This is a genomic window from Candidatus Marimicrobium litorale, from assembly GCF_026262645.1.
GTDB lineage: Bacteria > Pseudomonadota > Gammaproteobacteria > Pseudomonadales > Halieaceae > Marimicrobium > Marimicrobium litorale.
Window position 1 is genome coordinate 44,759 of record NZ_SHNO01000001.1, and the last position, 21,266, is coordinate 66,024.

Consider the following 21,266-nt stretch of genomic DNA (forward strand, 5'->3'; position numbering starts at 1 on the left):
AGTATTTTTACTCCAGCTAATTCGGTGGTTACTGCGCGACGGGTTGCCACTTCCAGGTGACTTTGATGTCCTCATCGGTTTCATGCAATGGTTCAAGCACCAGTTCCATCGACATGCCAACTTTCAGGTCGTCAACGTTCAGACCCTCCACAACTTGCCCTAGCACGACCATTTGTTCTTTTTCCAGTTGTACGCCGGCAATGCAGTAGGGCTTAAATGGTTCGGCCGCGACAAACGGTTCCGGAGGCTTGTAGCAGGCATTGGTATAGCTCCACACATTACCGGTGCGGCTCAGTTCCACCTCGTCGAAGTCGGTGCTGTCACAGTGGGGGTTTTTGCAGAAATCATGCTGTTTAGGAAAGAAGTAGGTGCCACAGGATTTGCAACGTGTCCCGAGCAGGTGCGGTTTGGCATCCATGGTGTGCCAGCCCTCAATGGCTGGTACTTGAGGTTTCGCGCTCATAGTTCTCTCCCTCCAAAATCGGGGCACAGGGTACTACTGCGCAGCAGATTCAGGCAAGCGACCGCAGCGGCGGGGGTTGAATGGGTGTCCGTGGTGCGACAGGTCAGACTGCGCTTGCTCCCCCGGGTGCTTTTCGGCACAGTCATGCCATGTGTGGACGATTTAACGTGATTGATAGCCCCGGATTGCAGAACTTGCTCAAGGATATGGGAATTGGGTTCGCGTTGCCGCCCGCGGTGAATCTGGCGCCTACGGAGCGGATATCGCTGGTCAAACAGGGCGGAAGCGGCCTTGTGATCGACTCCGCCCGCTGGTGGCTGACCCCTTCCTGGTCGAGAGAAGTGAGTCAGACCTATTCTATGTTCAATGCTCGTAGCGAGAGCCTTGTCAGTAGCAAAGCGTTTCGTGGCCCCTTCAAGCGCCAGAGGGGATTGGTGCCGATGAGTGGGTTTATTGAGTGGCGTACGGAAAATGGCGCCAAGCAACCATGGCTTATCAGTAATGACACGCAGGCGCTTGCGGTGGCGGCGCTCTGGGACATATGGGAAGGCGGGGAGGAACCCCTGTTGTCGTGCACGCTCATCACAACGGAAGCGGCTCCGTCTTTTCGCCCCTGGCACGCTCGTATGCCGGTTGTTCTGACCTCTGATGAATGGCCCCAGTGGTTGGATAACGGTCGGGCTGTAGCGGCGGACAGCAGTATCTTTCGCAATGAGTTGAAGACGGACTGGCGTTTGAATCCGTTGGATCGAGTGGTGAGTAATGCTCGCAACAAGGATGCCGCTGCGATGGCCACACTGGGAGATGCGGTTCACCTGGTGGCAACAGGTTGCTAGTATCGCCCCTACTCTCAAAGGGGTAATGATATTTGGCCTATTGGCACATGGTTCTGTAGTTGGAGACTGTGCAGTATTTCAGATGAGTGGTATGTAAGTCATAACAGGGATGGAAAGGGTGGTGACGAAAATGCGAACGTTTGCTATGACAGGTGGTGCCACCGGAATTGGCGCAGAACTGAAAGAACAGCTACTGGCAGCGGGTGACAGGGTGATCTCAGTAGACATCAAGGAGGGCGATATTATCGCTGACCTGTCTACTGATGACGGTCGTGCGCTTGCAGTACGCGGTGTGCGAGAACTCGCGCCCGAAGGCTTGGATGGTTTTATCCCCTGCGCCGGTCTGCCTCCCGTGGCGACGCCTTTCTCGTTGATTGCGAGGGTCAATTATTTTGCTGTGATAGAGACCGTAGAAGGTTTGCGTGACCTGCTTGAGCGAAAGCAGGGGAGCGTTGTGTTTGTGTCCTCGAATTCGGCGCCAATGGTACCCACTGACGATAGCTTCGTGCAGAAATGCTTGTCGGGAGATGAGGCCGCAGCGTGCAAGGAGATCGACGACCGTGATGGTCATTCGGCTTACGCCGGGTCCAAGCGCGCCGTTACGCTTTGGATGCGGCGGCACGTAGTTGAGTACGCGGGTAAGGGTGTGCGTCTCAATGCGGTCGCCCCCGGAATCACTATGACGCCACTCACGGACCGTGTATTTGAGGACGAAGAACTGGGTGCGGCGATGAAGGCCTTCGGAGACTCTGTACCGGTGGGCAGAACTGCTCAGCCTGCAGATATCGCCAATGTCATGCGTTACATGCTCAGTGACGAGGCTGCCTATCTGTGTGGCTCAGTTATTTTCGTCGATGGCGGCTCTGACGCTATGCTGCGGTCGGACGACTTTTAGATTCAGGTTGAAGCGTCGCGAGCCAGCTATGGCTCGCGCAGTTCTGCTTCAATAGCGGCTGCGATGGTTTCGCTCAGTTGGAACAGCAATACGCTGTAGGCAGCGGCGATGTCATCGGCATCCGGTTCATTTCCGGTAAAGGACTGACTGATCTGCTTGATATTTCGGCTGCGTGGTTGTTGCTTAGTGGTTTGAATTATCTGCCACTCCGCCGCTAGCGTTGCTTCCTTATCATTTGCATCAAGTCGAAGTACATTGACGCTTATGCTGTAGTCAGGTGCCGCGGAGCGCGCCCACGGGTGCAACCGTATGTTCTGCGTGTCGAGCAAGCTCGCCAGGTTCATTGCCAGCACACGCTGAATACCTTTCTGTAGTGGCTCCGCCCAGCGGTCGGAGTCAGCGATAAACAGCGCATTTTCCTCGCTGTTAAAGACCATATTTTCGCGGTTCAGGTATTCCGGTATCGTCACAGTCCCCACTCCGATTATGGGCGATGTACCGGCGGGGGGTGAGGTCGACGGGGAGGACAGCACATAGTAATTGATGGGAGAACTGCTGCCACACCCGGTCAGAAAAGACAGGGACAATAAACAGAATATCGAAAAAATTATCTTTGCCATGCTCAGTCTCCGGTTCGGCCTCGAATCAATGACTCGGGTTGTCTTTCCAGTGTCGTTGTAAGTAGTCGTAGCGACCTGCTTGCTCGGCTGACTTCATTAAGAGCCTCATTCATCTGATAGACCGTAGTAGAGTCAGACGAAACAAGTTCCTCCACGCTTTGCATACTGTTTTCAAAGCTCTGGACGGCATCGTTGAGCTGACTGCCAGTGCTGGCGATCGTGGTTGTAGTTTCATCCAGCATCGCATCAAGTCTTGGCCCTGAGCTTGCTAGCTGTGTTTGCATTTTTTCACTCAGCCCCCTCAGTGAGTCCAGCGTTTCGTTCATATTGGCGGGGAGCTGCTGGATTTCTTTACTGCTGACCAGCTTATCGATGCCATCGCCGATCGTCTCTATTCGCGTGGCTAACTTGTCGATATCGAAGTTCTGCAGCTGAGTGGCAAGCCGCTCAAGATTAGTCGGTACGGTCGGGAATTGGGGCAGGTCAGAGTTCACGTCATAGTGTCTCACCGGGCTTTCCGGGTGAAAATCCATTTCGATGTACAGAAGGCCTGTTACCAGACTTTGCATGTTGAGTTGGGCGCGAAGTCCGCGCTTGATCAGAGCCTCGGTATCCACCGCGTCGGGATCACCCTCGTAGTAAATGCTTGTCTCGTCAATCTCTGCCTTTACCACGACAAGCACATCTGCCGTTTTGGTCTCGAGCACCACATCCACATCGGTGACCTGACCGATCTGAACCCCACGCAGGGCAACAGGCGCACCGGCACTCAGGCCTTTGGCAGCCGCATCAAAGACCATAATAAAACTTTCACGTTGCCCGAATCCTGAGCCGAGCAGGTACAAAACTACGGCTACGAAAATAAGCAGGGCGCCGACCACGAAGGCGCCAGTGGTTGCGTATTGTGTTTTTTCGCTCATGCGCTGTCCTCATCGGCTGTGGCACTGCGACTCAGGAATTGCCGAACAACAGCCTTTTGGCTGTGATCGCGCAGTTGTGCCGGGTTTCCGTATTCGATCATGGTGCGGCTGATATTGTCGAGATATACCGAGTTGTTGGCGATGGCAAAAATACTGGGCAGTTCGTGGGTAACCATCACGACAGTGGCCCCCATCGACTCTTTAATTTGGACAATCAGATCGTCCAGCAAACTGGAGCTGATCGGGTCCAATCCCGCCGATGGCTCGTCAAAAAAAAGTATTTCCGGATCCAGTGCGATTGCGCGAGCGAGGGCGGCGCGCTTGCGCATGCCGCCACTGATCTCGGAGGGATAATAAGCCTGGTATCCGGCAAGTCCGACGAGTGCGAGCTTGTAGGCGACAACGTCTTTGATCTCTGCTTTCGTATATTCGGTATAAAGTTCGAGCGGAAGAGTAATATTCTCTTCCAGCGTCATCGCGCTGAACAGGCCGCCTGACTGATAGGTGATTCCCCAGCGTTGTCGCATGGAATCCCGCTTCGCCTTACTGGCGCTGTAGAAGCTTGTGCCACTGTACAAAATATCACCGACATCAGGAGTGATAAGCCCGAGCATGTGTTTTAGCAAAGTGCTCTTGCCGCAGCCGCTACCTCCCATTATTACGAAGATGTCTCCCTGGTAAATGTTGAAAGTGAGATTACTTTGTATGACGTTGGTACCGTAGGCCATGGTGACCTCGCGGACCTCGATCAGTGCCTGTTTTGGTTCGCTTGAACTCATATGCCCAACTGTTGGAACACAATGTTAATGGCAGCATCGGCCACGATCAGATAAACCACTGATGTGACAACCGCAGTGGTGGCAGCCTGACCGACAGCAGCCGAGCTGCGCCCTGAATTAATCCCGGCGCGGCAGCCGGCTATGGCGATAAGTGCTGCGAATACGACGGCCTTTATCAGACCCACAGCGATTTGGGTGATCGATAGAGCCGCCATTCCCTGGGCGATATACTGTGGCGGAGAAATACCCATGCCGCCCGCGACAATGCCGCCGCCCACGATTCCTAACAGGTCTGCATAGACCGTGAGCAGGGGCATTATAATGATTAGGGCGAGCATACGTGGCAGTACGAGGAATTCAATGGGTGATATACCCATAGTGGAAATGGCATCGATCTCTTCATTGGTCTGCATCGTGCCAAGCTGGGCCGCATACGCGGCTCCTGTCCGCCCGGCCATAACTACCGCGGTCATCAGCACACCCATTTCTCTCAGGGTGCCTATGACAACGAGGTCGGCCACATAGATCTCAGCGCCAAACTGCCGTAACTGCACCGCCCCCAGGTAAGCCAGGATCATGCCCACCAGAATGCTGGTCAGGCTGATAATGCCAAATGCGTTTGGTCCCGTCTGATAGCAGAATGCGGCAAAGTCCCTCAGGCGTGTATTGGCTCTGCCCGTAACGAGGCGGCCCATCGCGATAGTGACCTCGCCAATGAACGCCAGAGAATCGCGGGTGCCGCTGCTGGCTTTGCGCAAAAGATTGGCTGGATCTAACGTCGATAACCACGGAGTCGGTGTTTCCTCGGGCTCTTCGTGTGCCTTGACGGCGGTGGCGACGTCCAGCAGCTCCACGGTGCCCTGAGGCAGTTGTCGGGTATCGAAGGCAATCCCTTGCGTTCTGCAAAAGTCGTGACACTGAAGCAAAAATGCCATGAGCAGGGAGTCCCAGTGGGTGATTTTTGTGCCATCAATAGTCAGTGCGTGCGGGGGGTTGCTGATCAGTCGTGATGCAATGGTCTTGAAGGGTTCCGGGTTATGACCTTGCGCCCAGGCGCCCGACAGTGCCAGCAAGGATTCGCCTTGGGACTCGCCCAATAGCTCGTATCCAGGGGGGCTTGAACTCATGCGGTGCCATTAAGTCGGTAGTCAGTCACCAGTCTACTGGCTGTTGCTCGCAAATGCCAAGTGCTATTGAAAGGGCCTTGCGGGCGTGTTTGCTTTTACTAATCTCGCTGCCCTCTCGTAAATACCGCTCACCGCGGTCATGTCTCCCGCGGTTCGCCGCCGTGAGATCATAGTGACGGGGTAAAGGAAGAAATCGCTGTCTTGGTAACGCAGGGCGCGGCTGCGTCCGGCCTGATCGGTGTATACGACCCAGTTCATATCGAATTCTGCGGCCAGCAGGTCGCCCATCATGATACCCATTGCCTGCATTTCGCTGACTTGGTCGGGTCCTACCAGCCCCTGTTCCAGCATGTTTTGCAACAGGGCGATGTCCCTTTCTCTCTGGCCGCTGAACTGTCTGCCCAAGTTGGTAGCGGCAATAGCTCTCAGGTCGTTGCGCTGCTGTTCCATGTAGGTCAGGTCAACCTTGGACAGGTTCTCAATGCGGGGATAGGGCTGCGCCAGTGCCAGGTGAGCCCAGCTGGCGATCAGTAGCAGGAATACCGTTAGTGGGTGTTTTAATGCCATTCTTAACTCCAATTGTGTCTGCATTGAATGCCTGGCCATTTGCCATGACTTCCATTTTAGCCCACATGGTTGTCATCCTGCTCGCGTCATGGATAATGACCAGCTTTCCCGTGGGCTGAGCTATGCTGTCATCCCGCGAGCGCGAGAAGCGGAGACCGTCAATGATTATCGGTAGTATTGTCGCCCTGGTTACCCCTATGCACGCTGATGGCAGTGTCGATTGGAAGGCACTGGAGCGCTTGCTGGATCTGCATCTGGAGTCGGGTACCGCGGCCATCGGCGCTGTGGGCACCACAGGTGAAAGCGCTACCCTCGATGCGTCAGAGCATTGCGAGGTAATCAAGCACTGTATCGATTACCTGGCGGGCCGTTTGCCAGTCGTGGCAGGCACTGGTTCGAATTCTACTCGTGAGGCCATTTACTTTACCGAAGCAGCCGCCAATGCTGGCGCTGACGCCTGCCTCTTGGTGACTCCCTATTATAACAGGCCCACGCAGCGGGGTCTCTTTGAGCACTACAGGGCCGTAGCTGAGGCCGTCGATATCCCCCAGATTTTATACAACGTGCCCGCACGTACTGCGGTCGACCTTGCCAACGACACCGTTGTTCGACTGGCGGAACTGGATAATATCGTTGGTTTGAAGGATGCGACCGGTGAGATGGACCGTGCGAGAGAGCTGGTGCAGCGCTGTCGCAAAGATTTCGCTATTTATTCTGGTGATGATCCGACGGCGAGGCAGCTGATGTTACTGGGTGGCAAAGGCAGTATTTCTGTGACGGCCAATGTCGCTCCGCTGCTTGTCGCTCAAATGTGCCAGAGTGCGCTGGCGGGGGATGAAGATGCAGCCGCCTTGGCCGATGAAAAATTGGTTGATCTGAACGAGGTGCTTTTTCTGGAACCCAACCCCGTGCCTGTGAAGTGGGCGCTGTTTGAGCGCGGTCTTATCGAGGACGGTATCAGGCTACCTTTGACGGCGCTGGATGATCAGTACCATGCCCGGGTTCGTGAAGCACTGGAAGCGGCGGGGGTTTGATGAGCAAGGTAGATAAACATTTTTTCCGTATTGCAGCGGCTGTGCTGACACTGTCTCTGTCAGCATGCGGTTCTATTTTCGGTGATGAGGGTGTCTTCCGCGATCGTTCTGAGGACTACAAGCAGGCGCCCCAGATCGCACCGGTTGAACTTCCCGATGGTATGAAGAGCGCCGAGATGGAGGATATTTACGTCATCCCGCCGGTGCAGGACGCCTACCTCGACGACGAGGAGTTTGAGGTGCCGCGACCTACGCCCCTTGGCAGCAGCGCGACGCAGGAGTTGGTCAGGATTCAGCGCCTGGGCCTGGACAGTTGGATACTGGTGGGCGTTGCCCCCGGGCAAGTTTGGCCGCAGGTGCGGAATTTTATTTCCGCCTCGGGCATGCAGGTTGCGCGGGCAGATGCTCGAGCGGGCACTATGGAATCCAACTGGGTGACATTGGAGGGGCGCCCTTTGTCCAGCCGCTTTCGTTTCCGAATGGAGCAGGGCGTGCAGCGTGGTACCAGTGAATTACACGTATTACAAATGAATCAACGAGGTGGCGAAGAGCTCTGGCCGGCGGAGTCAGATGACGCTAGTCAAGAGGCGGAGATGTTGAGGGCACTCGCTCAGTACATGGCCGATAGCGCTGAGACCGCGCCCGTTTCAATGCTGGCGGAGCAGGGCATCAGGGCAACTGGTAAGATCGCTCTGGTCGAAGCGCCCGAAGGCTACTTTTACCTTCGCTTAGACCTCCCCTATGATCGCGCTTGGGCTTCCCTCGGCCGCGCACTGGAGAAATCGTCTTTTATAATCTCTGACCGAAACCGCAGTGAGGGACTTTACTATGTCCGCTTCAGTGCAGATGGCAGTGATGACGAAACAGGATGGTGGTCCAGGTTGTGGGAAAATCAGGATGATGTAATTGATGAAGACCAAATATTACTGGTCTCCATGGAGCCATTGTCCGAGGAGTCCATGAGCATCCGGATGAACCCGCAGGATGCCGCTATTGTTCTCGATAAGCGGGAACAGCAGGAGTTGCTAGTCGCCATCAAGGGCAATATCAACTAGCCGCGCAGAGGAGCTGTTTGGTGCAATTCGCCTCTCTCGGTTCGGGTAGCAAGGGCAACTCCACTCTCGTTCAGGTGGGTGAGACGCTCGTGATGATTGATTGCGGCTTTTCTCTGCGAGAAACGCTGCGCAGATTGGCTCGTCTCGGCGTAGATCCCGTTCAAATTGACGCGATTCTCGTTACTCATGAGCATAGCGATCATTGCAGCGGCGTGGCTGCTCTCTCGAACAAGTACGATATTCCTGTGTATCTCACACACGGTACAGCGGGTACGGGTCGTTGCGATGGCTCTCACGACTACTGCCTGTTTAACTGTGAGGCGGCCTTTGACATTGGCGAATTACAGATCAAGGCTGTGGCGGTGCCTCACGATGCAGTGGAGCCCTGCCAATATCGGCTGTCCACGGCAGATTTAAGCGTGGGTATTCTCACAGATCTCGGCAGCATAACCCCTCATGTTATCGATAACTTTCGTCACTGCGACAGCCTGTTGCTGGAATTTAATCACGATGAGGTAATGTTGCAGGAGGGTTCTTATCCGCACCATCTCAAACAGCGTGTCGGTGGTGACTGGGGGCATTTGAACAATCTCCAGGCAGCTGATTTTTTACAGCAGGTAGGTTCCGGCTTACAACACCTGGTGGTGGCGCATATCAGCGAGAAGAACAACAGCCTGGAACGGGCGCAAGATGCCATACTTGGAGCGCTGGGTTCACTTGACTCAGTGACATTCGCCGCGCAGGCCGGGGGGTTTGACTGGTTGACTTTGAAGCGAGGTTAATCGTGCGCGGCGGGTGGCAGCGCAACTAGTTGCAGTGCGTCGGTAAGACCAGGGTCGCGACCTGTTCGAGGCTCCCTGACTTCGGGCATTGCAGGGCGGCGTTGCCCGATAATTCCAGTTCTCGTAGTGCCGGTAGCCGGTAAAGTGGAACAGGGTCGATTATTTCGTTGTCATCCAGATAGAGCACCTCGATTGAGTCCATGGCGCCCAGTTCCACCAGGTTGCGAATTTCATTATCCGAAAAACGAGCCGCCTTGAGGCCGGTGAAAACCGAGATGCCCTCCAGGCTCTGTATACCCGCGGAACTGCAATCGAGAATGTCCAGTTGCTGGGGCTCGGTAACGCCTCGGTCCTTGATGGTTTGTTGCAGGCACTCCCGCAGGCCCTGATCCGGTGTTGTATACTCCCTGTATAGGGCGGGGGAATAGACCACCTTGTCGTTCACCTTGAAATCGTAGTCCTGGCAAGCGCCAAGACTGAATATGGCTGGAATAAACAAGATATAAACGAGTCGCTTGAGCATATCGGGAGCTCCCACCTGTTAACTTCGCTGTTAGAGGGGCGTGGCGACCACGCCGTAGGGGTCTTATAATGCCAGTTGTTGCGTCACAGATCACCACCACCGTGGGATATTCGCGTTAGCGGGACAAGTCTATGCCGGATACGTTAGATACAGGCAGCCTTGAGGGTGCTCCTCCGGGTGCCCCGAGAGACGATATTGTCCGGGATACAATCAGTATTGTGCAGCGTGGCAATCTCAAGGCGCTGGAGACGACGCTGCGCCGTCAGTGGCGAACGGGCCAGAATATCGTGCTGTGCTGGAGCGCGGATGAGCGCGGTGTCTTGGTGATACTGGTGCCCCATTACTTCCTGGGCAATTACTGCGCGGTCGCAGATGGGCCCGAACGGTCGGAGCAAAATAATGAGGGTTTTATTCGCGCCCTTATTTCCGGTGTTCGGCGGAAAACCCGTGAGGAGCTTTTCTCGATCAGTAAGCGTCTTGATGTTGCCCCCACCTTTATCAAGCTGGAGACCAGGCTGGCCGAGGAGCCACCGGTCATTGATGCGGTGGAACAAATTATTCGTCGCTATGGTTTGAGTTATGTGGATAGCAGAGCGGTACTGCTATTCGATATTGTGGACTTTTCACTGCACACGCCCTTCGAGCAGGCCAGCCAGTTAAACAGTTTGTCCTACTCACTCAATTCTGCTTACAACAAGTTGTCGGCCCAGGGGGTTGAGGTGAACTTCTCGCGTACAACTACGGGAGACGGATATTACATCTGGAATCGCGACCTTGGGGCCCATGCCAACAGGGACTTGTTTCTTTTCATGTTGCTGGTGGTGGCAGATAACGCTGTGGCTAGAGCCGCATCCAAGGGTAACACGGCTCCTGTGGTAAGAACGGGCTACCATATCGGCGGCCACTACGAGATGTATCTGGCCGAGGGCGTCAATCCTTCCGGCTTTAGTTATATCGTTGGAGATGTGACCATAGAGCTTGCGCGCATGCTGGACAGGGCGCTACCCAGTCAAGTCCTTGTTGGTGAGTTTCATTGCGAACAGGCGGGTCAGCCGGCGAGCAAGTCGGAGTCGATAGCACCCGTATCGGCAGAGATATTTATCAACGCCTGTAGTCTCGGGTTGGCCTCGTTCCGCGGTATCCCCTTGTCAGGGAAAGGCATACAGAATATCGCCTGTGGTCTAACGGAAGGCGTTGAGACGGATGGTCAGCGCAGGCCGCGGCGGTTTCGTGTCGTCGACAAGCATGGGCTGTCCCGCTTTGTATACAATTTGCAGATCGATATCGCACTTGAAGGTGCCGAGCTGCACCTTGGTCTGCCTGAAAGCGAGTTGCCCGGGGGTCGTGAATTTTCTGCGGGAGAGATGGATCTTGTGGACACCGTGCAGAGTACCGCGGAGCTGGTGGACGACTTGACTGATATGTTCGGTAAGAAAAAACCGAAGACGATTGTCGAGGAATGATGAAGCCACAGCGGCGATCTGCTGGCGAAATGGTGTCAGGCCTCCTGTGCCTGTCCCGAGACCAGCAACGTGATGAACGTCTGCGTCCAACTACGTTAGTGACCACCCATGTTTGCCGTCCGGAAAATGTTGCACCAGGCTGCTCCTGAATTTCCGGCTGTTCTGGCCGCAGGCGGTGGTCAGGCGGAGCGCGCCCGGGATCTTGCCCGGCGCTTGCAGCTGCCATTGCTTCCCATTGGCGCGGAGTTCACCGCGATGCCAGCCGGGAAGGTGGTGTTGTTTGTGGAGCCTGACGGTTTGGCGCTGCAGTATACGGGGATGGGAGCGCCGGGGCCGGTGAGGGTGGCATTTGAAGGCGGCGATATGCTTCACCGTCGACGTACGGGCGGTGCTCGCTTGCTGGGTAAGGCGGTTGGCCACGGTAAAAAAACCGTTTTGCATGTGCTGGACGCAACCGCTGGTCTGGGGCGCGACGCCTTCATGCTCGCAGACATTGGTTGTCGTGTCCGCCTGTGTGAACGTGAGCTACTGCTGGCGGAATTATTGCGGGATGCGCTCGATCGTGCTGCCCTTGCGCGCGACCCGCAGCTGCGAGCGGCGGTGCAGAGTCTGCAGTTATTTGCCTCTGATTCGACTGCACTGGATGCGGGCCAGCTGGATGGACTGGATGTGATTTATCTGGACCCTATGTTTCCGCAGCGTTCCAAGAGCGCGGCCGTCAAGAAGGAAATGGCCATTTTTCAGGCGCTGCTGCAGCACACAGTGCCGAGCGATGCTGATAGACTGCTGTCGTGGGCATTGCAGCAGGATGTTGCCAGGATTGTGGTCAAACGTCCCCTGCGAGCCCCCCACCTCGGCGCAGTATTGCCTTCGCACAGTGTCGTCGGTAAGACCGTGCGATTCGATGTGCATGTACGCCGCAAGCTGGCTTGATGGTGCAGGCCACAGCGCTGAATCTAGCCGTTCAATACCCCGGGAGAAAATATGCCTGACAGTAAAACCATCGCACTGGTTACCGGTGCATCTGCTGGCCTTGGTGCTGAATTCTGTCGCCAGTTAGCCGCTCGCTGTGATGTTGTTATTGGGGTGGCCAGGCGTCAGGATCGGCTTGATGCACTGGCCGCTGAGATCGCCGGGTCGGCGGAATTTCATGCCTTGCAAGCGGATCTTGCCACTGTAGAGGGGGTTTCGAGAACCATGGAGGCTCTGCGACAACGGGGCCCGGTGACGATGCTGGTGAACAATGCAGGTGTGGGGTCAATGGGCGAATTTGACTCCCTTGCGATTGAGTCGCAGCGCGCCATGGTGAGTTTACATGTGGATGCGACGATGAGCCTGTGTCGGGCAGCCATTCCCTTTATGCGTGAACAGGGCGGTGGCGAAATCGTCAATGTCTCCTCGTTGGGTAGTCTGGTGGAGGGGAAGGGGATGGCCGTCTACGGTGCGACCAAAGCATTTCTGAATTATTTTTCGCTGGCCCTGCAGGCAGAGCTGGCGGGCACAGGTATCGAGGTGCAAGCCCTTTGTCCCGGGTTTACTCGTACGGAATTCCACGATGCGATGGTCTCTGAGGGCTTTGACCGCGACTGGATTCCAGAGTCGATGTGGCAGACGGCGGAGCAGGTAGTAGAGGTAAGCCTGGCAGCGCTTGGCAGCGGCCGGGTGATTGTGGTTCCCGGCGCCGCTAATTGCGCTATGGCCAAGTCAGGACTGGAGCAACAGCTCGCGCTACTCGACTAGCAGTCTACTCATAACACCCTTGTATATAGCAGCCAAGCGCGGCAAGTCGGTTGCCAGCACCTGTTCGTTGAGCTTGTGAATAGTGGCATTGCTCGGCCCTATTTCCACTACTTGTGCTCCGGTGGGAGCGATGAAACGCCCGTCAGAAGTGCCGCCTGCGGTTGATAGTTCGGGCTTGCACCCGGTTACCTGCTCGATGCTGTCTATTGCGGCCTGCACCAGTTCGCCTGCCGGCGTCAGAAAAGGTTGGCCACTGAGGTTCCAGTCAAGGCTGTAATCCAGTTCGAAACCCTCGAGTATGCTGGTTGTGCGCTTGCGCAGTTCTTCATCCGTTACCTCGGTAGAAAAGCGGAAATTAAAATCGATTTTGGCTTCTCCGGGGATAACGTTGGTCGCACCTGTACCGGCGTGGATGTTAGAAACCTGGAAAGACGTCGGGGGGAAGAATTCGTTGCCCTCGTCCCAAGTCTCCGTGGTCAGTGCATGTATTGCCGGCATCAGTGCGTGAATTGGGTTGGTTGCCAAATGGGGGTAAGCGATATGACCCTGTACCCCATGAACAGTCAGGGTAGCGCCCAGTGAGCCCCGTCGGCCATTCTTTATCACGTCGCCCAGCGTTGCTGAACTGGAGGGCTCACCGACCACACACCAGTCGATGGATTGGCCGATATCCTGCAGGTATTCTAGTACGCGAACCGTGCCATCTACGGCCGGGCCCTCCTCGTCGGAGGTGATGAGAAAACCGATTCTGCCCCGGTGGTTGGGGTGTTCTGCGACAAATTCCTCACAGGCAACCAGCATCGCTGCCAGGCTACCTTTCATATCCGCACTGCCGCGACCGAACAGAACGCCATCGGTGAGTGTGGGCTCGAAAGGGGGTGTATCCCAGGCATCGACCGGTCCGGTGGGTACCACATCGGTGTGGCCCGCGAATGCAAGTACGGGGCCGGAGTCACCGCGCTGCGCCCAAAAATTGCTCACTTTGCCGAAGGGCAAGCCAGTGCACTCGAAACCGAGAGCCTGTAAATGCTCCATCATCAATGCCTGGCAACCAGCATCCTCAGGTGTAACCGAAGGTCGTCGGATCAGTTCACTGCATATGTCTAGCGTGCGTTCCATCAATCTTGCCCGTCTTGATTCAGTTGTGCGCGTGAAGCTCCTCGTTGAGCTCTACGGCACTGCGATTAGTCAGGCACTCTACCGCGCCTGTGGTCGAGTTGCGACGGAACAGCAGGTCAGATTTGGCCGCAAGATCGCTAGCCCTGACTGTTTCCACGGCTGCACCATCTGCGTCGAGCATAGCAACTTTCGTGCCTGCGGTAAGGTAGAGCCCCGCTTCGATCGTGCAACGGTCTCCCAGTGGGATGCCGGTACCGCCATTGGCCCCGACCAGACAGCCTTCGCCCATACCGTTGACCAGTTTGCCGCCCCCGGACAGGGTGCCCATAGTGGAAGCGCCGCCTCCCAGGTCCGAGCCCGCTCCAATCATGACGCCTGCGGAAATGCGGCCTTCGATCATGCCCGGCCCCTCGGTCCCGGCATTGAAGTTCACAAAGCCCTCATGCATGACGGTTGTTCCTTCACCCAGATAGGCGCCGAGTCGCACGCGCGCGGTATGTGCAATACGCAGGCCAGTGGGCACCACGTAATTAGTCATCTTGGGGAACTTGTCGACACAGCTCACGTCAAGAACCTCACCACGCAAACGAGCTGCCAGTTGTCGCTCTGGCAGTTCCTCGATGTCCACTGCGCCCTCGTTGGTCCACGCTACGTTGGGGAGTGCGCCAAACAGGCCTTCAAGATTCGTGCCATGGGGTTTTACCAGCCTGTGGGAGAGCAACTGCAGTTTTAGGTAGGCCTCCGGAACGTTATTTGGTTGTTCATCTGCAGTCAACAATACAGCTACGACCGGCTGCTTTGTACTGCGAAATCTGGCCGCCAGGTCTGCCTGAGCGGACTCGCCGGCTGCCGTCAGCGCAGTCTCTAGCGCCTCGAGATCGGAGCCGCTCAGCGCGGCATTGTTGTCGCATTCGCGCACAGCATCTGCCAGCGCCCGGGACGGATTTAGGACGGGGGTGGGAAAATAGACCTCGAGCCATTCGCCCCCATTGTTATGGGTGCCTACACCCAGGCCAAACGCAAAAACGTCATCGCTCATCTTTATTACCCTTGGAAGTGATATCCCCTCACAGAAGCTCTTTTCTCCGAGGGGCCGCAAAAAGTTTGCGCATTATCAGGGTGTTAGGGGGTCTGGGGCAAGTTGTTCTGCCATGGATCACAAAGAGTGCGGCGATGGGGGCTTGTCTATTTTTTTGCGGCGTCAGGCTCGTGACTGTATCGGACGGCAATTCATAGGGTGTGCAACTCAAAAATTTTTTCGTAGTCGGCGGGAGTAAAGCCTGTATGGCACTGCTTTCCTGTATCGAGCAGCGGACGCTTAACCAGTGTCGGTTGGGACAGTGCTGCCGCTGCGGCGGACTGGTCGTTCATGGTGTCACGTGCACTGGAATCCAACGCTCTCCAGCTGGTGCTGCGACGATTGATCACTGTTTCCCAGCCTAATTCCTTGACCCAGGTTTGCAGTGCGCTCTTTTCCAGACCGTCATCGCGAAAATCGTGATATCGATACTCTATGCCGTGCGCGTCCAGCCACTTGCGCGCTTTTTTCACTGTGTCGCAGTTCTTGATACCGTACAGAGTGACCACAGCAAGACTCCCGAAAAACCCGTTTTCTACAATGGCACTGAGGATAGCAAATACCGTCTGCCAGTTACAGCAGCGGGGAGCGTCGGCGAACGCGTCGATGGACGCACAACAGCCACTGTTCAGGTTGTCGCTAGGCCTTTTTGGTCTTCTTTGGTGATTTACGATTTGGGTAGCACGCCTGGCATATGTCGCAGCCCCGTCCATCGCAACCGCGTGCCGTGCAGAATTCGCGACCGTAGAAAATAATCTGTAGGTGCAATCGATTCCACTGGTCCATTGGGAATAGGCGTTTTAGATCTTTCTCGGTCTGGCTGACATTTCTTCCACTGGTCAGCCCCCAGCGCTGGGCCAGGCGATGAATATGCGTGTCGACGGGGAATGCGGGCACGCCGAAGGCCTGTGACATAACCACGCTGGCCGTTTTGTGACCCACGCCCGGGAGGCGCTCCAGTGCATCAATGTCACAGGGCACTTCGCCCCAGTGTTCTTCAATAAGTATTTCACTGAGGCGCTGTATGGCTTTCGCTTTTTGCGGCGAAAGTCCACAGGATTTGATCAGTGCCTCGATCTCTTTCACGCTCAACCGGGACATCTCTGCTGGGTTGTCTGCGCGCTTAAACAGTGCCGGTGTCACCTTGTTTACCCGTTCGTCCGTGCACTGTGCGCTGAGCAGAACGGCTATCAGTAGTGTGTAGGGGTCTTTATGATCAAGCGGAACAGGAGTTTCCGGATACAGCGCCTGCAAGCGATGCAGGATGTACTCGGTGCGCTCGGCTTTAAGCATGCCTATAGCCTGCTCAGATAGCGTGTGATTCGATGTGCTGCCTCGATACAATCATCCAGGTTGGCGACCAGCGCCATTCTGACCCTGTTCTCTCCCGGGTTCAGGCCATGGGCCTCTCTGCCGAGAAATCGGCCTGGCAACACGGTAAGGTGTTCCTCTCTGTACAGTCCGCGAGCGAACTCGGTATCACTGACGGGGGTTTGTGGCCAAAGGTAAAACCCCGCGTCTGGCTGAGTGACAGGCAGGTGTCCATGCAGCGCTTTGAGCACATGACTGAATTTTTCACGGTATCGTTGCCGGTTAATTCTGACGTGATCCTCGTCACTCCAGGCAGCGATACTGGCGAGCTGGTGGTGTATTGGCATGGCGCAGCCATGGTACGTCCGGTACTGCAGAAAGGGTTTCAGAATATCGGCATCGCCGGCGACAAAACCGGAGCGCAGGCCAGGCAGGTTGGATCTTTTTGACAGGCTGTGGAACGAAATGCAGTTACGAAAGTTCGGGTCACCCATTTGTGAGCAGGCTTGCAGCAGACCGGTGGGCGGCGCGCTATCGTCCGGGTATATCTCTGAATAGCACTCGTCGCTGGCAATGATGAAATTGTGCTCATGGGACAGTTCGATAATTGTCTTCAACTGGTCATATGACATGACAGCGCCGGTGGGGTTCCCTGGAGTGCAAAGATAGAGCAGTTGGCAGCGCTGCCAATTCTCTTTTGGGACACTGTCAAAATCGGGCAGTAGGCCGGTATCCTGTGAGCAGTTGATGAAATACGGGGTAGCGCCCGCCAGTAGAGTCGCGCCCTCATAGATTTGATAAAAGGGGTTAGGGCACATGACTTGCGCACCTGGCACGGGGTCGATGACTGTCTGGGCTAGGGCAAACAGCGCTTCGCGTGTTCCATTGACCGGCAGCACCTGCTGCCCCGGATCGACATGTTCAAGCTTGAACCTGTTATTCAGCCAACCGGCGATAGCGCTGCGTAGTTCCGGCATCCCTGCGGTGGTGGGATACTTGGCCATGCGCGACAGATTATCTTCGATAACCTGCAGAACGAATGCTGGCGACTCGTGTTGCGGTTCGCCTATCGACAGCGCTATCGGCGTCTTGTCAGGCGCCGGGGTCACATCGTCGAATAAGTCTTTCAGCTTGGCGAAAGGGTAGGGCTCGAGTTTTTGTAGATCAGGCTTCATGGGGTCAGGCTGCGGCCAGTTCGTCAAGTTCTTCGCGAATTTTGCTTTGCAGGCTGTCGCAGACGGCCGGGTCGGTAATAGCCTGCTGATTCGTGTCGGTAATAAAAAATACGTCCTCGACACGCTCACCGAGGGTCTGGATCTTGGCTGCCTGAACCTCGATATTGAGTGAGACGAATATCTTCCCGAGCCTGGCAAGTAGCCCGGGTCGGTCTGGCGTCAACACTTCCAGCACAGACTGGTTCTTAATCTTGTCGATGCTCATGCGAGTTTCGGTTGGCACGGAAAACGACTTCATCTTCCGTGGGGTCAGCCGGGTGGATGTGGCTGGATGCTCGGTCTTGTTTCCCAGTTCGTCGCTCAGGTATTGCTTGATATGCGCCAGTCTCGCCCCGTCTTCCGAAATAGGTTGCCCCGCGGAATCGAGAATAAAAAACGTGTCAAGGCACATGCCGTCGCTGGAGCTGTAAATGCGCGCATCGTAGATGCTCAGGTCCAATTGTTCGAGTGCGGCACAAATTTTTGAAAAAAGTTGGGGATGACTGCGCGCATGGATAAAAATTTGAGTGGTGTTGGCAATGCTTGATTCAGCCAGGTTACGTATGAGAACCAGCGGTACGTCGCGATGATGATGGTCTGCGATAGCCTCGCTGTGCCAAGCGATATCTTCGCTTCGCTCACGCAGGAAGTATTCTTCAGTGCGCTCGCTCCACATGTCATCCAGTTCGTCAGGGGTGAAGCCCCGCCCGTCCAGAATCTCTGCGGCTGCGCTGCGCGCCTGCGTTATGATGGCCTGCTTGTCCACCGGATTATCCAGCCCTCGCCGCAATGCTCTGCGCGTTTCTGTGTAAAGCTGCCGCAGCAGGCTTCCGCGCCACGCGTTCCAGAGTGTGGGGTTGGTGCCATTGATGTCAGCGACTGTCAGGGTATAAAGATAATCAAGGTGTTCTTCATCGCCGACATGTTGCGCAAATTGCTGGATGACTTCTGGGTCGGAGATGTCCTTGCGCTGAGAGACGGCCGACATCAGAAGATGGTTTTTGACCAGCCAGACCACCAGCTCGGTATCTCGGGCGTCAAGGCCGTGCTCGTCGCAGAATGTCGCTGCATCGACTGCGCCGAGCTCCGAGTGGTCTCCACCTCTGCCTTTGCCGATATCGTGATAAAGACCGGCAATGTAGAGTAACTCAACCTTGCGCAAGCGACGCGCGACACGGCTCGATACCGGGAATTTATCTTCCAGGTCCGGGAACTGAAAACGGCGGCTGTTTTTTATCACCTCCAGCGTGTGCGCGTCTACCGTGTAAGTGTGAAAAAGGTCGTGCTGCATCTGGCCCGTAATCCGGCCAAACTCCGGCAAGTAATCGCCAAGGATGCCGTAGCGATTCATGCGTCTCAGCTGGCGGGTCATCTTGTGTGGTGCGGCCAGTATGTTCAGAAAGGTCTTCTTGTTGCGCGGGTCTGCCCTGAAAGCATCATCTATCAGGTGCCGGCTATCCCTGATCATGCGAATGGTCGGGGCAGAGATGCCGATGATATTTTCGTGGGTGGCGCACTCTAGAAAGACGGTCAGCAGCGCATTGGGACACTGGTTGAATAGGTTTTCATGGCGAGCCTCAATGTAGCCATTGCGTATCTGAAAGTATTCGTCCAGTGCAGTGATGTCGTCAGCCTGATGCTCACGCAATATAGCCTGGTCAAAATTGAGGATTAGAACTTCATTTAGCTGTCCAAGCGCCAGTGCCCAGCGGTAATAAATTTGCATGAACTGCTCTACAGCGAGCTTTTTTTCGTCCTTGAATCCCCACAGATCGGCCAGCTCCCGCTGGTATTCAAACAACAGTCGATCCTCAGCGCGCCCGGTTATCATGTGCAATGCGTAGCGCACCTGCCACATAAAATTTCGTCCGGTTATCAGAATCGTCATTTCGTCGGTGCTGACAAATTCCTCGGCGCTGATGTCTTCGATCGCTGTGACGCCAAAGTGGCGCTCCGCAATCCATCCAATTATTTGTAGATCGCGCAAACCGCCCGGAGAGCCTTTAACATTGGGCTCGAGGTTATACTCAGTATCGGCGAACTTATTGTGGCGTGCTCTTTGCTCTTCCAGTTTTGCCTTGAAGAAATCGCTGCTGGGCCAGATCTTGTCCGGTCTTGTCAGTTCTCGAACACGCTCCATCAGAGCGGCATCGCCGCTAATAACCCGTGCTTCCATTAGGTTGGTCAGAATTGTGATGTCTTCTGCTGCCCGCTTTGCACATTCTGAGACATCCCTTACGCTATGCCCGATATCCAGGCCGATGTCCCACAGCAATGTGAGGAAGCTGGAGAGTTCCTCGTTGCTGTTGTTATCGCCATCTCCCACCAGAAACAGTAAATCCACATCCGAGTGAGGGTGCAGTTCGCCGCGGCCGTAGCCCCCGACTGCTACCATCGCCAGTTGTGAACTGCCCCAGCTCTGACGATCCCAGAGGGTGCCAAGCAGGACGTCGATAAAAGATGCACGCAGACGGATAAGGTCGTGAGCTTGCGCACCAGCGCGGAACTGTCCATGCATGTAGTCGGTTGCGGTAGAAATGGCCTGCTTGCAGCAGTGGATGGTGTCTCCGCTGACTAGTTGAGCGTTTAGCTGCGCAGGGTCAAACAAGTCCTGTGGTAGTTCTCCGGGTTGCCCGGCGGTCATACGTCCAGTCCGGATTCGTCAGAGCGGAGCGTCAAAATTTCGCAGCCATCTTGCGTCACTGCCAGGGTGTGCTCCCACTGGGCGGAAAGCCGTCCGTCTCTGGTGGTGACAGTCCAGCCATCCGATTTGTTCAGCCGCGTTTGTCGCCTGCCGGCATTGATCATAGGTTCAATGGTAAAGGTCATGCCGGGCTCGAGCACCATGCCGCTGTCTCGTTGGCCATAGTGCAATACCTGAGGTTCTTCATGAAATACTTTACCAATACCGTGGCCACAGTATTCCCGGACAACGGAGTAATAGTTTTTCTCGGCGTGTTTTTGGATTACATAACCGATGTCGCCTAGCGTTGCGCCCGGTTTGACCTCGTTGATGCCTTTGTAAAGACACTCCTGGGTCACTTCGATCAGGCGGGTCGCGTGGGGCGGCACATCGCCTACCTGCACCATAATGCTGGAGTCCCCGTGGAACCCATCCTTGATAACGGTGACGTCGATATTGACGATGTCGCCATTTTTGAGTTTTTTGGCGTCTGAGGGAATGCCGTGACAAACTACATCGTTAATAGAGGTGCAGATCGAGCGAGGGAAACCGTGATAGTTCAGCGGAGCGGGAATCGCATGCTGGGTGGCTGTGATGTAGTCATGACAGATTTTGTCCAGCTCACCAGTGGTTATCCCCACCTCTACGCGGGGAGCGATCATTTCCAGCACCTCGGCCGTCAGGCGGCCCACAATGCGCATTTTTTCGAGTTCTTCCGCGGTTTTGATCGAGGCGGGCATGTTTAACCTGTTGATATATATCAATAAATAGTTTTTTTGGCGACGCTTGAGACCCAAGCGGCGAACGTATTCTAACCCATTCTTCGCGTAATTGTGCATCCGGCACGGGTTGCGGGGCCGTGAAATCCTTTAATCCGGGCGGGGCTTATGGTATAAAGCGCGCCACTTTCAGGGGATATGCCTAGATTCTCGCGAATGGGCGACGTCTCAATGAAAGTGACCAAAACGACACACACATATCTCAACCCGCACCAGGGTGCCTGCAGGCAGTAAAACAGCCAAAGGGTTTGGTCGCGGGGATATGTGGAGGATTAACC

The 21,266-nt window shown here is 55.5% G+C and carries 22 protein-coding genes; 8 read left to right on the top strand and 14 right to left on the bottom strand.

What is annotated here, in order from left to right:
- Positions 1-28: 28 nt before the first annotated feature.
- A complete protein-coding gene (locus tag EYC82_RS00220) occupies positions 29-463 on the bottom strand; it encodes a Zn-ribbon domain-containing OB-fold protein (protein ID WP_279247543.1) in 435 nt (144 codons plus the stop codon).
- 149 nt (positions 464-612) lie between these two features.
- Between EYC82_RS00220 and EYC82_RS00225 the strand changes: the two genes are divergently transcribed.
- The gene (locus EYC82_RS00225) at positions 613-1,299 is read left to right on the top strand and encodes an SOS response-associated peptidase (protein WP_279250624.1); all 687 of its coding nucleotides are present in this window, start codon (positions 613-615) and stop codon (positions 1,297-1,299) included.
- Positions 1,300-1,429: 130 nt separating this feature from the next.
- Positions 1,430-2,194 carry an SDR family oxidoreductase gene (locus tag EYC82_RS00230; protein WP_279250625.1) on the top strand — a complete coding sequence of 255 codons (765 nt, stop codon included), beginning with the start codon at positions 1,430-1,432 and terminating at the stop codon, positions 2,192-2,194.
- 26 nt (positions 2,195-2,220) lie between these two features.
- On the opposite strand, the gene EYC82_RS00235 is transcribed toward EYC82_RS00230, so the two are convergent.
- The 5 genes from EYC82_RS00235 to EYC82_RS00255 form a co-directional block, all read right to left on the bottom strand.
- Positions 2,221-2,814 (bottom strand): PqiC family protein, encoded by a 594-nt coding sequence (locus EYC82_RS00235; RefSeq protein WP_279247544.1) that lies wholly within the window; start codon positions 2,812-2,814, stop codon positions 2,221-2,223.
- Positions 2,815-2,816: 2 nt separating this feature from the next.
- Entirely contained in the window at positions 2,817-3,734 is a 918-nt protein-coding gene (locus EYC82_RS00240; protein WP_279247545.1) for an MlaD family protein, read from the bottom strand.
- Entirely contained in the window at positions 3,731-4,513 is a 783-nt protein-coding gene (locus EYC82_RS00245; protein WP_279247546.1) for an ABC transporter ATP-binding protein, read from the bottom strand. Before EYC82_RS00245 ends, EYC82_RS00240 begins: the two co-directional genes overlap by 4 nt.
- Positions 4,510-5,640 carry an MlaE family ABC transporter permease gene (locus tag EYC82_RS00250; protein WP_279247547.1) on the bottom strand — a complete coding sequence of 377 codons (1,131 nt, stop codon included), beginning with the start codon at positions 5,638-5,640 and terminating at the stop codon, positions 4,510-4,512. Before EYC82_RS00250 ends, EYC82_RS00245 begins: the two co-directional genes overlap by 4 nt.
- 63 nt (positions 5,641-5,703) lie before the next feature.
- Positions 5,704-6,207: a DUF3806 domain-containing protein gene (locus EYC82_RS00255; RefSeq protein WP_279247548.1), complete on the bottom strand. Its 504-nt coding sequence runs from the start codon at positions 6,205-6,207 to the stop codon at positions 5,704-5,706.
- A 161-nt stretch (positions 6,208-6,368) separates the two neighbouring features.
- Between EYC82_RS00255 and dapA the strand changes: the two genes are divergently transcribed.
- Genes dapA through EYC82_RS00270 form a run of 3 tightly spaced genes read left to right on the top strand, consistent with a single transcriptional unit; the run spans position 6,369 to position 9,078 of the window.
- On the top strand, positions 6,369-7,241 hold the full coding sequence (dapA, locus tag EYC82_RS00260; RefSeq protein WP_279247549.1) for a 4-hydroxy-tetrahydrodipicolinate synthase: 873 nt from the start codon (positions 6,369-6,371) through the stop codon (positions 7,239-7,241).
- Positions 7,241-8,296, top strand: a complete 1,056-nt coding sequence (bamC, locus tag EYC82_RS00265) for an outer membrane protein assembly factor BamC (protein WP_279247550.1) — start codon at positions 7,241-7,243, stop codon at positions 8,294-8,296. Before dapA ends, bamC begins: the two co-directional genes overlap by 1 nt.
- Before the next feature lie 20 nt (positions 8,297-8,316).
- On the top strand, positions 8,317-9,078 hold the full coding sequence (locus EYC82_RS00270; protein WP_279247551.1) for an MBL fold metallo-hydrolase: 762 nt from the start codon (positions 8,317-8,319) through the stop codon (positions 9,076-9,078).
- Positions 9,079-9,103: 25 nt separating this feature from the next.
- Here the strand turns inward: EYC82_RS00270 and EYC82_RS00275 are convergent, their stop codons facing one another.
- Positions 9,104-9,601: a leucine-rich repeat domain-containing protein gene (locus tag EYC82_RS00275; RefSeq protein WP_279247552.1), complete on the bottom strand. Its 498-nt coding sequence runs from the start codon at positions 9,599-9,601 to the stop codon at positions 9,104-9,106.
- Positions 9,602-9,732: 131 nt separating this feature from the next.
- On the opposite strand from EYC82_RS00275, the gene EYC82_RS00280 reads away from it, so the two are divergent.
- The 3 genes from EYC82_RS00280 to EYC82_RS00290 all read left to right on the top strand — a co-directional run bounded on the left by EYC82_RS00280 (position 9,733) and on the right by EYC82_RS00290 (position 12,804).
- Positions 9,733-11,064: a hypothetical protein gene (locus EYC82_RS00280; RefSeq protein ID WP_279247553.1), complete on the top strand. Its 1,332-nt coding sequence runs from the start codon at positions 9,733-9,735 to the stop codon at positions 11,062-11,064.
- A gap of 108 nt (positions 11,065-11,172) precedes the next feature.
- Entirely contained in the window at positions 11,173-11,997 is an 825-nt protein-coding gene (locus tag EYC82_RS00285; RefSeq protein ID WP_279247554.1) for a class I SAM-dependent methyltransferase, read from the top strand.
- 51 nt (positions 11,998-12,048) lie between these two features.
- The gene (locus EYC82_RS00290; protein WP_279247555.1) at positions 12,049-12,804 is read left to right on the top strand and encodes an SDR family NAD(P)-dependent oxidoreductase; all 756 of its coding nucleotides are present in this window, start codon (positions 12,049-12,051) and stop codon (positions 12,802-12,804) included.
- On the opposite strand, the gene dapE is transcribed toward EYC82_RS00290, so the two are convergent.
- From dapE to map, 7 genes are all read right to left on the bottom strand, one after another.
- A complete protein-coding gene (dapE, locus tag EYC82_RS00295) occupies positions 12,793-13,923 on the bottom strand; it encodes a succinyl-diaminopimelate desuccinylase (protein ID WP_279247556.1) in 1,131 nt (376 codons plus the stop codon). The two genes, EYC82_RS00290 and dapE, sit on opposite strands and share 12 nt — an antisense overlap.
- 19 nt (positions 13,924-13,942) lie before the next feature.
- On the bottom strand, positions 13,943-14,962 hold the full coding sequence (dapD, locus tag EYC82_RS00300; RefSeq protein WP_279247557.1) for a 2,3,4,5-tetrahydropyridine-2,6-dicarboxylate N-succinyltransferase: 1,020 nt from the start codon (positions 14,960-14,962) through the stop codon (positions 13,943-13,945).
- 191 nt (positions 14,963-15,153) lie between these two features.
- The gene (locus tag EYC82_RS00305; RefSeq protein WP_279247558.1) at positions 15,154-15,510 is read right to left on the bottom strand and encodes an ArsC family reductase; all 357 of its coding nucleotides are present in this window, start codon (positions 15,508-15,510) and stop codon (positions 15,154-15,156) included.
- Between the two features lie 130 nt (positions 15,511-15,640).
- Positions 15,641-16,294: an endonuclease III gene (gene nth / locus EYC82_RS00310; RefSeq protein WP_279247559.1), complete on the bottom strand. Its 654-nt coding sequence runs from the start codon at positions 16,292-16,294 to the stop codon at positions 15,641-15,643.
- Positions 16,295-16,296: 2 nt separating this feature from the next.
- Positions 16,297-17,487 (bottom strand): succinyldiaminopimelate transaminase, encoded by a 1,191-nt coding sequence (gene dapC, locus EYC82_RS00315; protein ID WP_279247560.1) that lies wholly within the window; start codon positions 17,485-17,487, stop codon positions 16,297-16,299.
- A 4-nt stretch (positions 17,488-17,491) separates the two neighbouring features.
- Complete coding sequence (glnD, locus tag EYC82_RS00320) at positions 17,492-20,170, bottom strand: [protein-PII] uridylyltransferase (protein ID WP_279247561.1); 2,679 nt, start codon at positions 20,168-20,170, stop codon at positions 17,492-17,494.
- Positions 20,167-20,964, bottom strand: a complete 798-nt coding sequence (map, locus tag EYC82_RS00325; protein ID WP_279250626.1) for a type I methionyl aminopeptidase — start codon at positions 20,962-20,964, stop codon at positions 20,167-20,169. The genes glnD and map overlap by 4 nt, the downstream gene beginning before the upstream one ends.
- Positions 20,965-21,266: the final 302 nt, after the last annotated feature.

Excerpts from the sequence above, each read along its gene's own strand:
- EYC82_RS00275 (WP_279247552.1), bottom strand. The coding sequence starts at position 9,601 with ATGCTCAAGCGACTCGTTTATATCTTGTTTATTCCAGCCATATTCAGT.
- dapC (WP_279247560.1), bottom strand. The coding sequence starts at position 17,487 with ATGAAGCCTGATCTACAAAAACTCGAGCCCTACCCTTTCGCCAAGCTG.
- glnD (WP_279247561.1), bottom strand. The coding sequence starts at position 20,170 with ATGACCGCCGGGCAACCCGGAGAACTACCACAGGACTTGTTTGACCCT.
- nth (WP_279247559.1), bottom strand. The coding sequence starts at position 16,294 with ATGCTTAAAGCCGAGCGCACCGAGTACATCCTGCATCGCTTGCAGGCG.
- EYC82_RS00290 (WP_279247555.1), top strand. The coding sequence starts at position 12,049 with ATGCCTGACAGTAAAACCATCGCACTGGTTACCGGTGCATCTGCTGGC.
- EYC82_RS00250 (WP_279247547.1), bottom strand. The coding sequence starts at position 5,640 with ATGAGTTCAAGCCCCCCTGGATACGAGCTATTGGGCGAGTCCCAAGGC.
- EYC82_RS00245 (WP_279247546.1), bottom strand. The coding sequence starts at position 4,513 with ATGAGTTCAAGCGAACCAAAACAGGCACTGATCGAGGTCCGCGAGGTC.
- dapA (WP_279247549.1), top strand. The coding sequence starts at position 6,369 with ATGATTATCGGTAGTATTGTCGCCCTGGTTACCCCTATGCACGCTGAT.
- bamC (WP_279247550.1), top strand. The coding sequence starts at position 7,241 with ATGAGCAAGGTAGATAAACATTTTTTCCGTATTGCAGCGGCTGTGCTG.
- dapD (WP_279247557.1), bottom strand. The coding sequence starts at position 14,962 with ATGAGCGATGACGTTTTTGCGTTTGGCCTGGGTGTAGGCACCCATAAC.
- EYC82_RS00255 (WP_279247548.1), bottom strand. The coding sequence starts at position 6,207 with ATGGCATTAAAACACCCACTAACGGTATTCCTGCTACTGATCGCCAGC.
- EYC82_RS00230 (WP_279250625.1), top strand. The coding sequence starts at position 1,430 with ATGCGAACGTTTGCTATGACAGGTGGTGCCACCGGAATTGGCGCAGAA.
- EYC82_RS00280 (WP_279247553.1), top strand. The coding sequence starts at position 9,733 with ATGCCGGATACGTTAGATACAGGCAGCCTTGAGGGTGCTCCTCCGGGT.
- EYC82_RS00285 (WP_279247554.1), top strand. The coding sequence starts at position 11,173 with ATGTTTGCCGTCCGGAAAATGTTGCACCAGGCTGCTCCTGAATTTCCG.
- EYC82_RS00240 (WP_279247545.1), bottom strand. The coding sequence starts at position 3,734 with ATGAGCGAAAAAACACAATACGCAACCACTGGCGCCTTCGTGGTCGGC.
- EYC82_RS00235 (WP_279247544.1), bottom strand. The coding sequence starts at position 2,814 with ATGGCAAAGATAATTTTTTCGATATTCTGTTTATTGTCCCTGTCTTTT.
- EYC82_RS00220 (WP_279247543.1), bottom strand. The coding sequence starts at position 463 with ATGAGCGCGAAACCTCAAGTACCAGCCATTGAGGGCTGGCACACCATG.
- EYC82_RS00225 (WP_279250624.1), top strand. The coding sequence starts at position 613 with ATGTGTGGACGATTTAACGTGATTGATAGCCCCGGATTGCAGAACTTG.
- dapE (WP_279247556.1), bottom strand. The coding sequence starts at position 13,923 with ATGGAACGCACGCTAGACATATGCAGTGAACTGATCCGACGACCTTCG.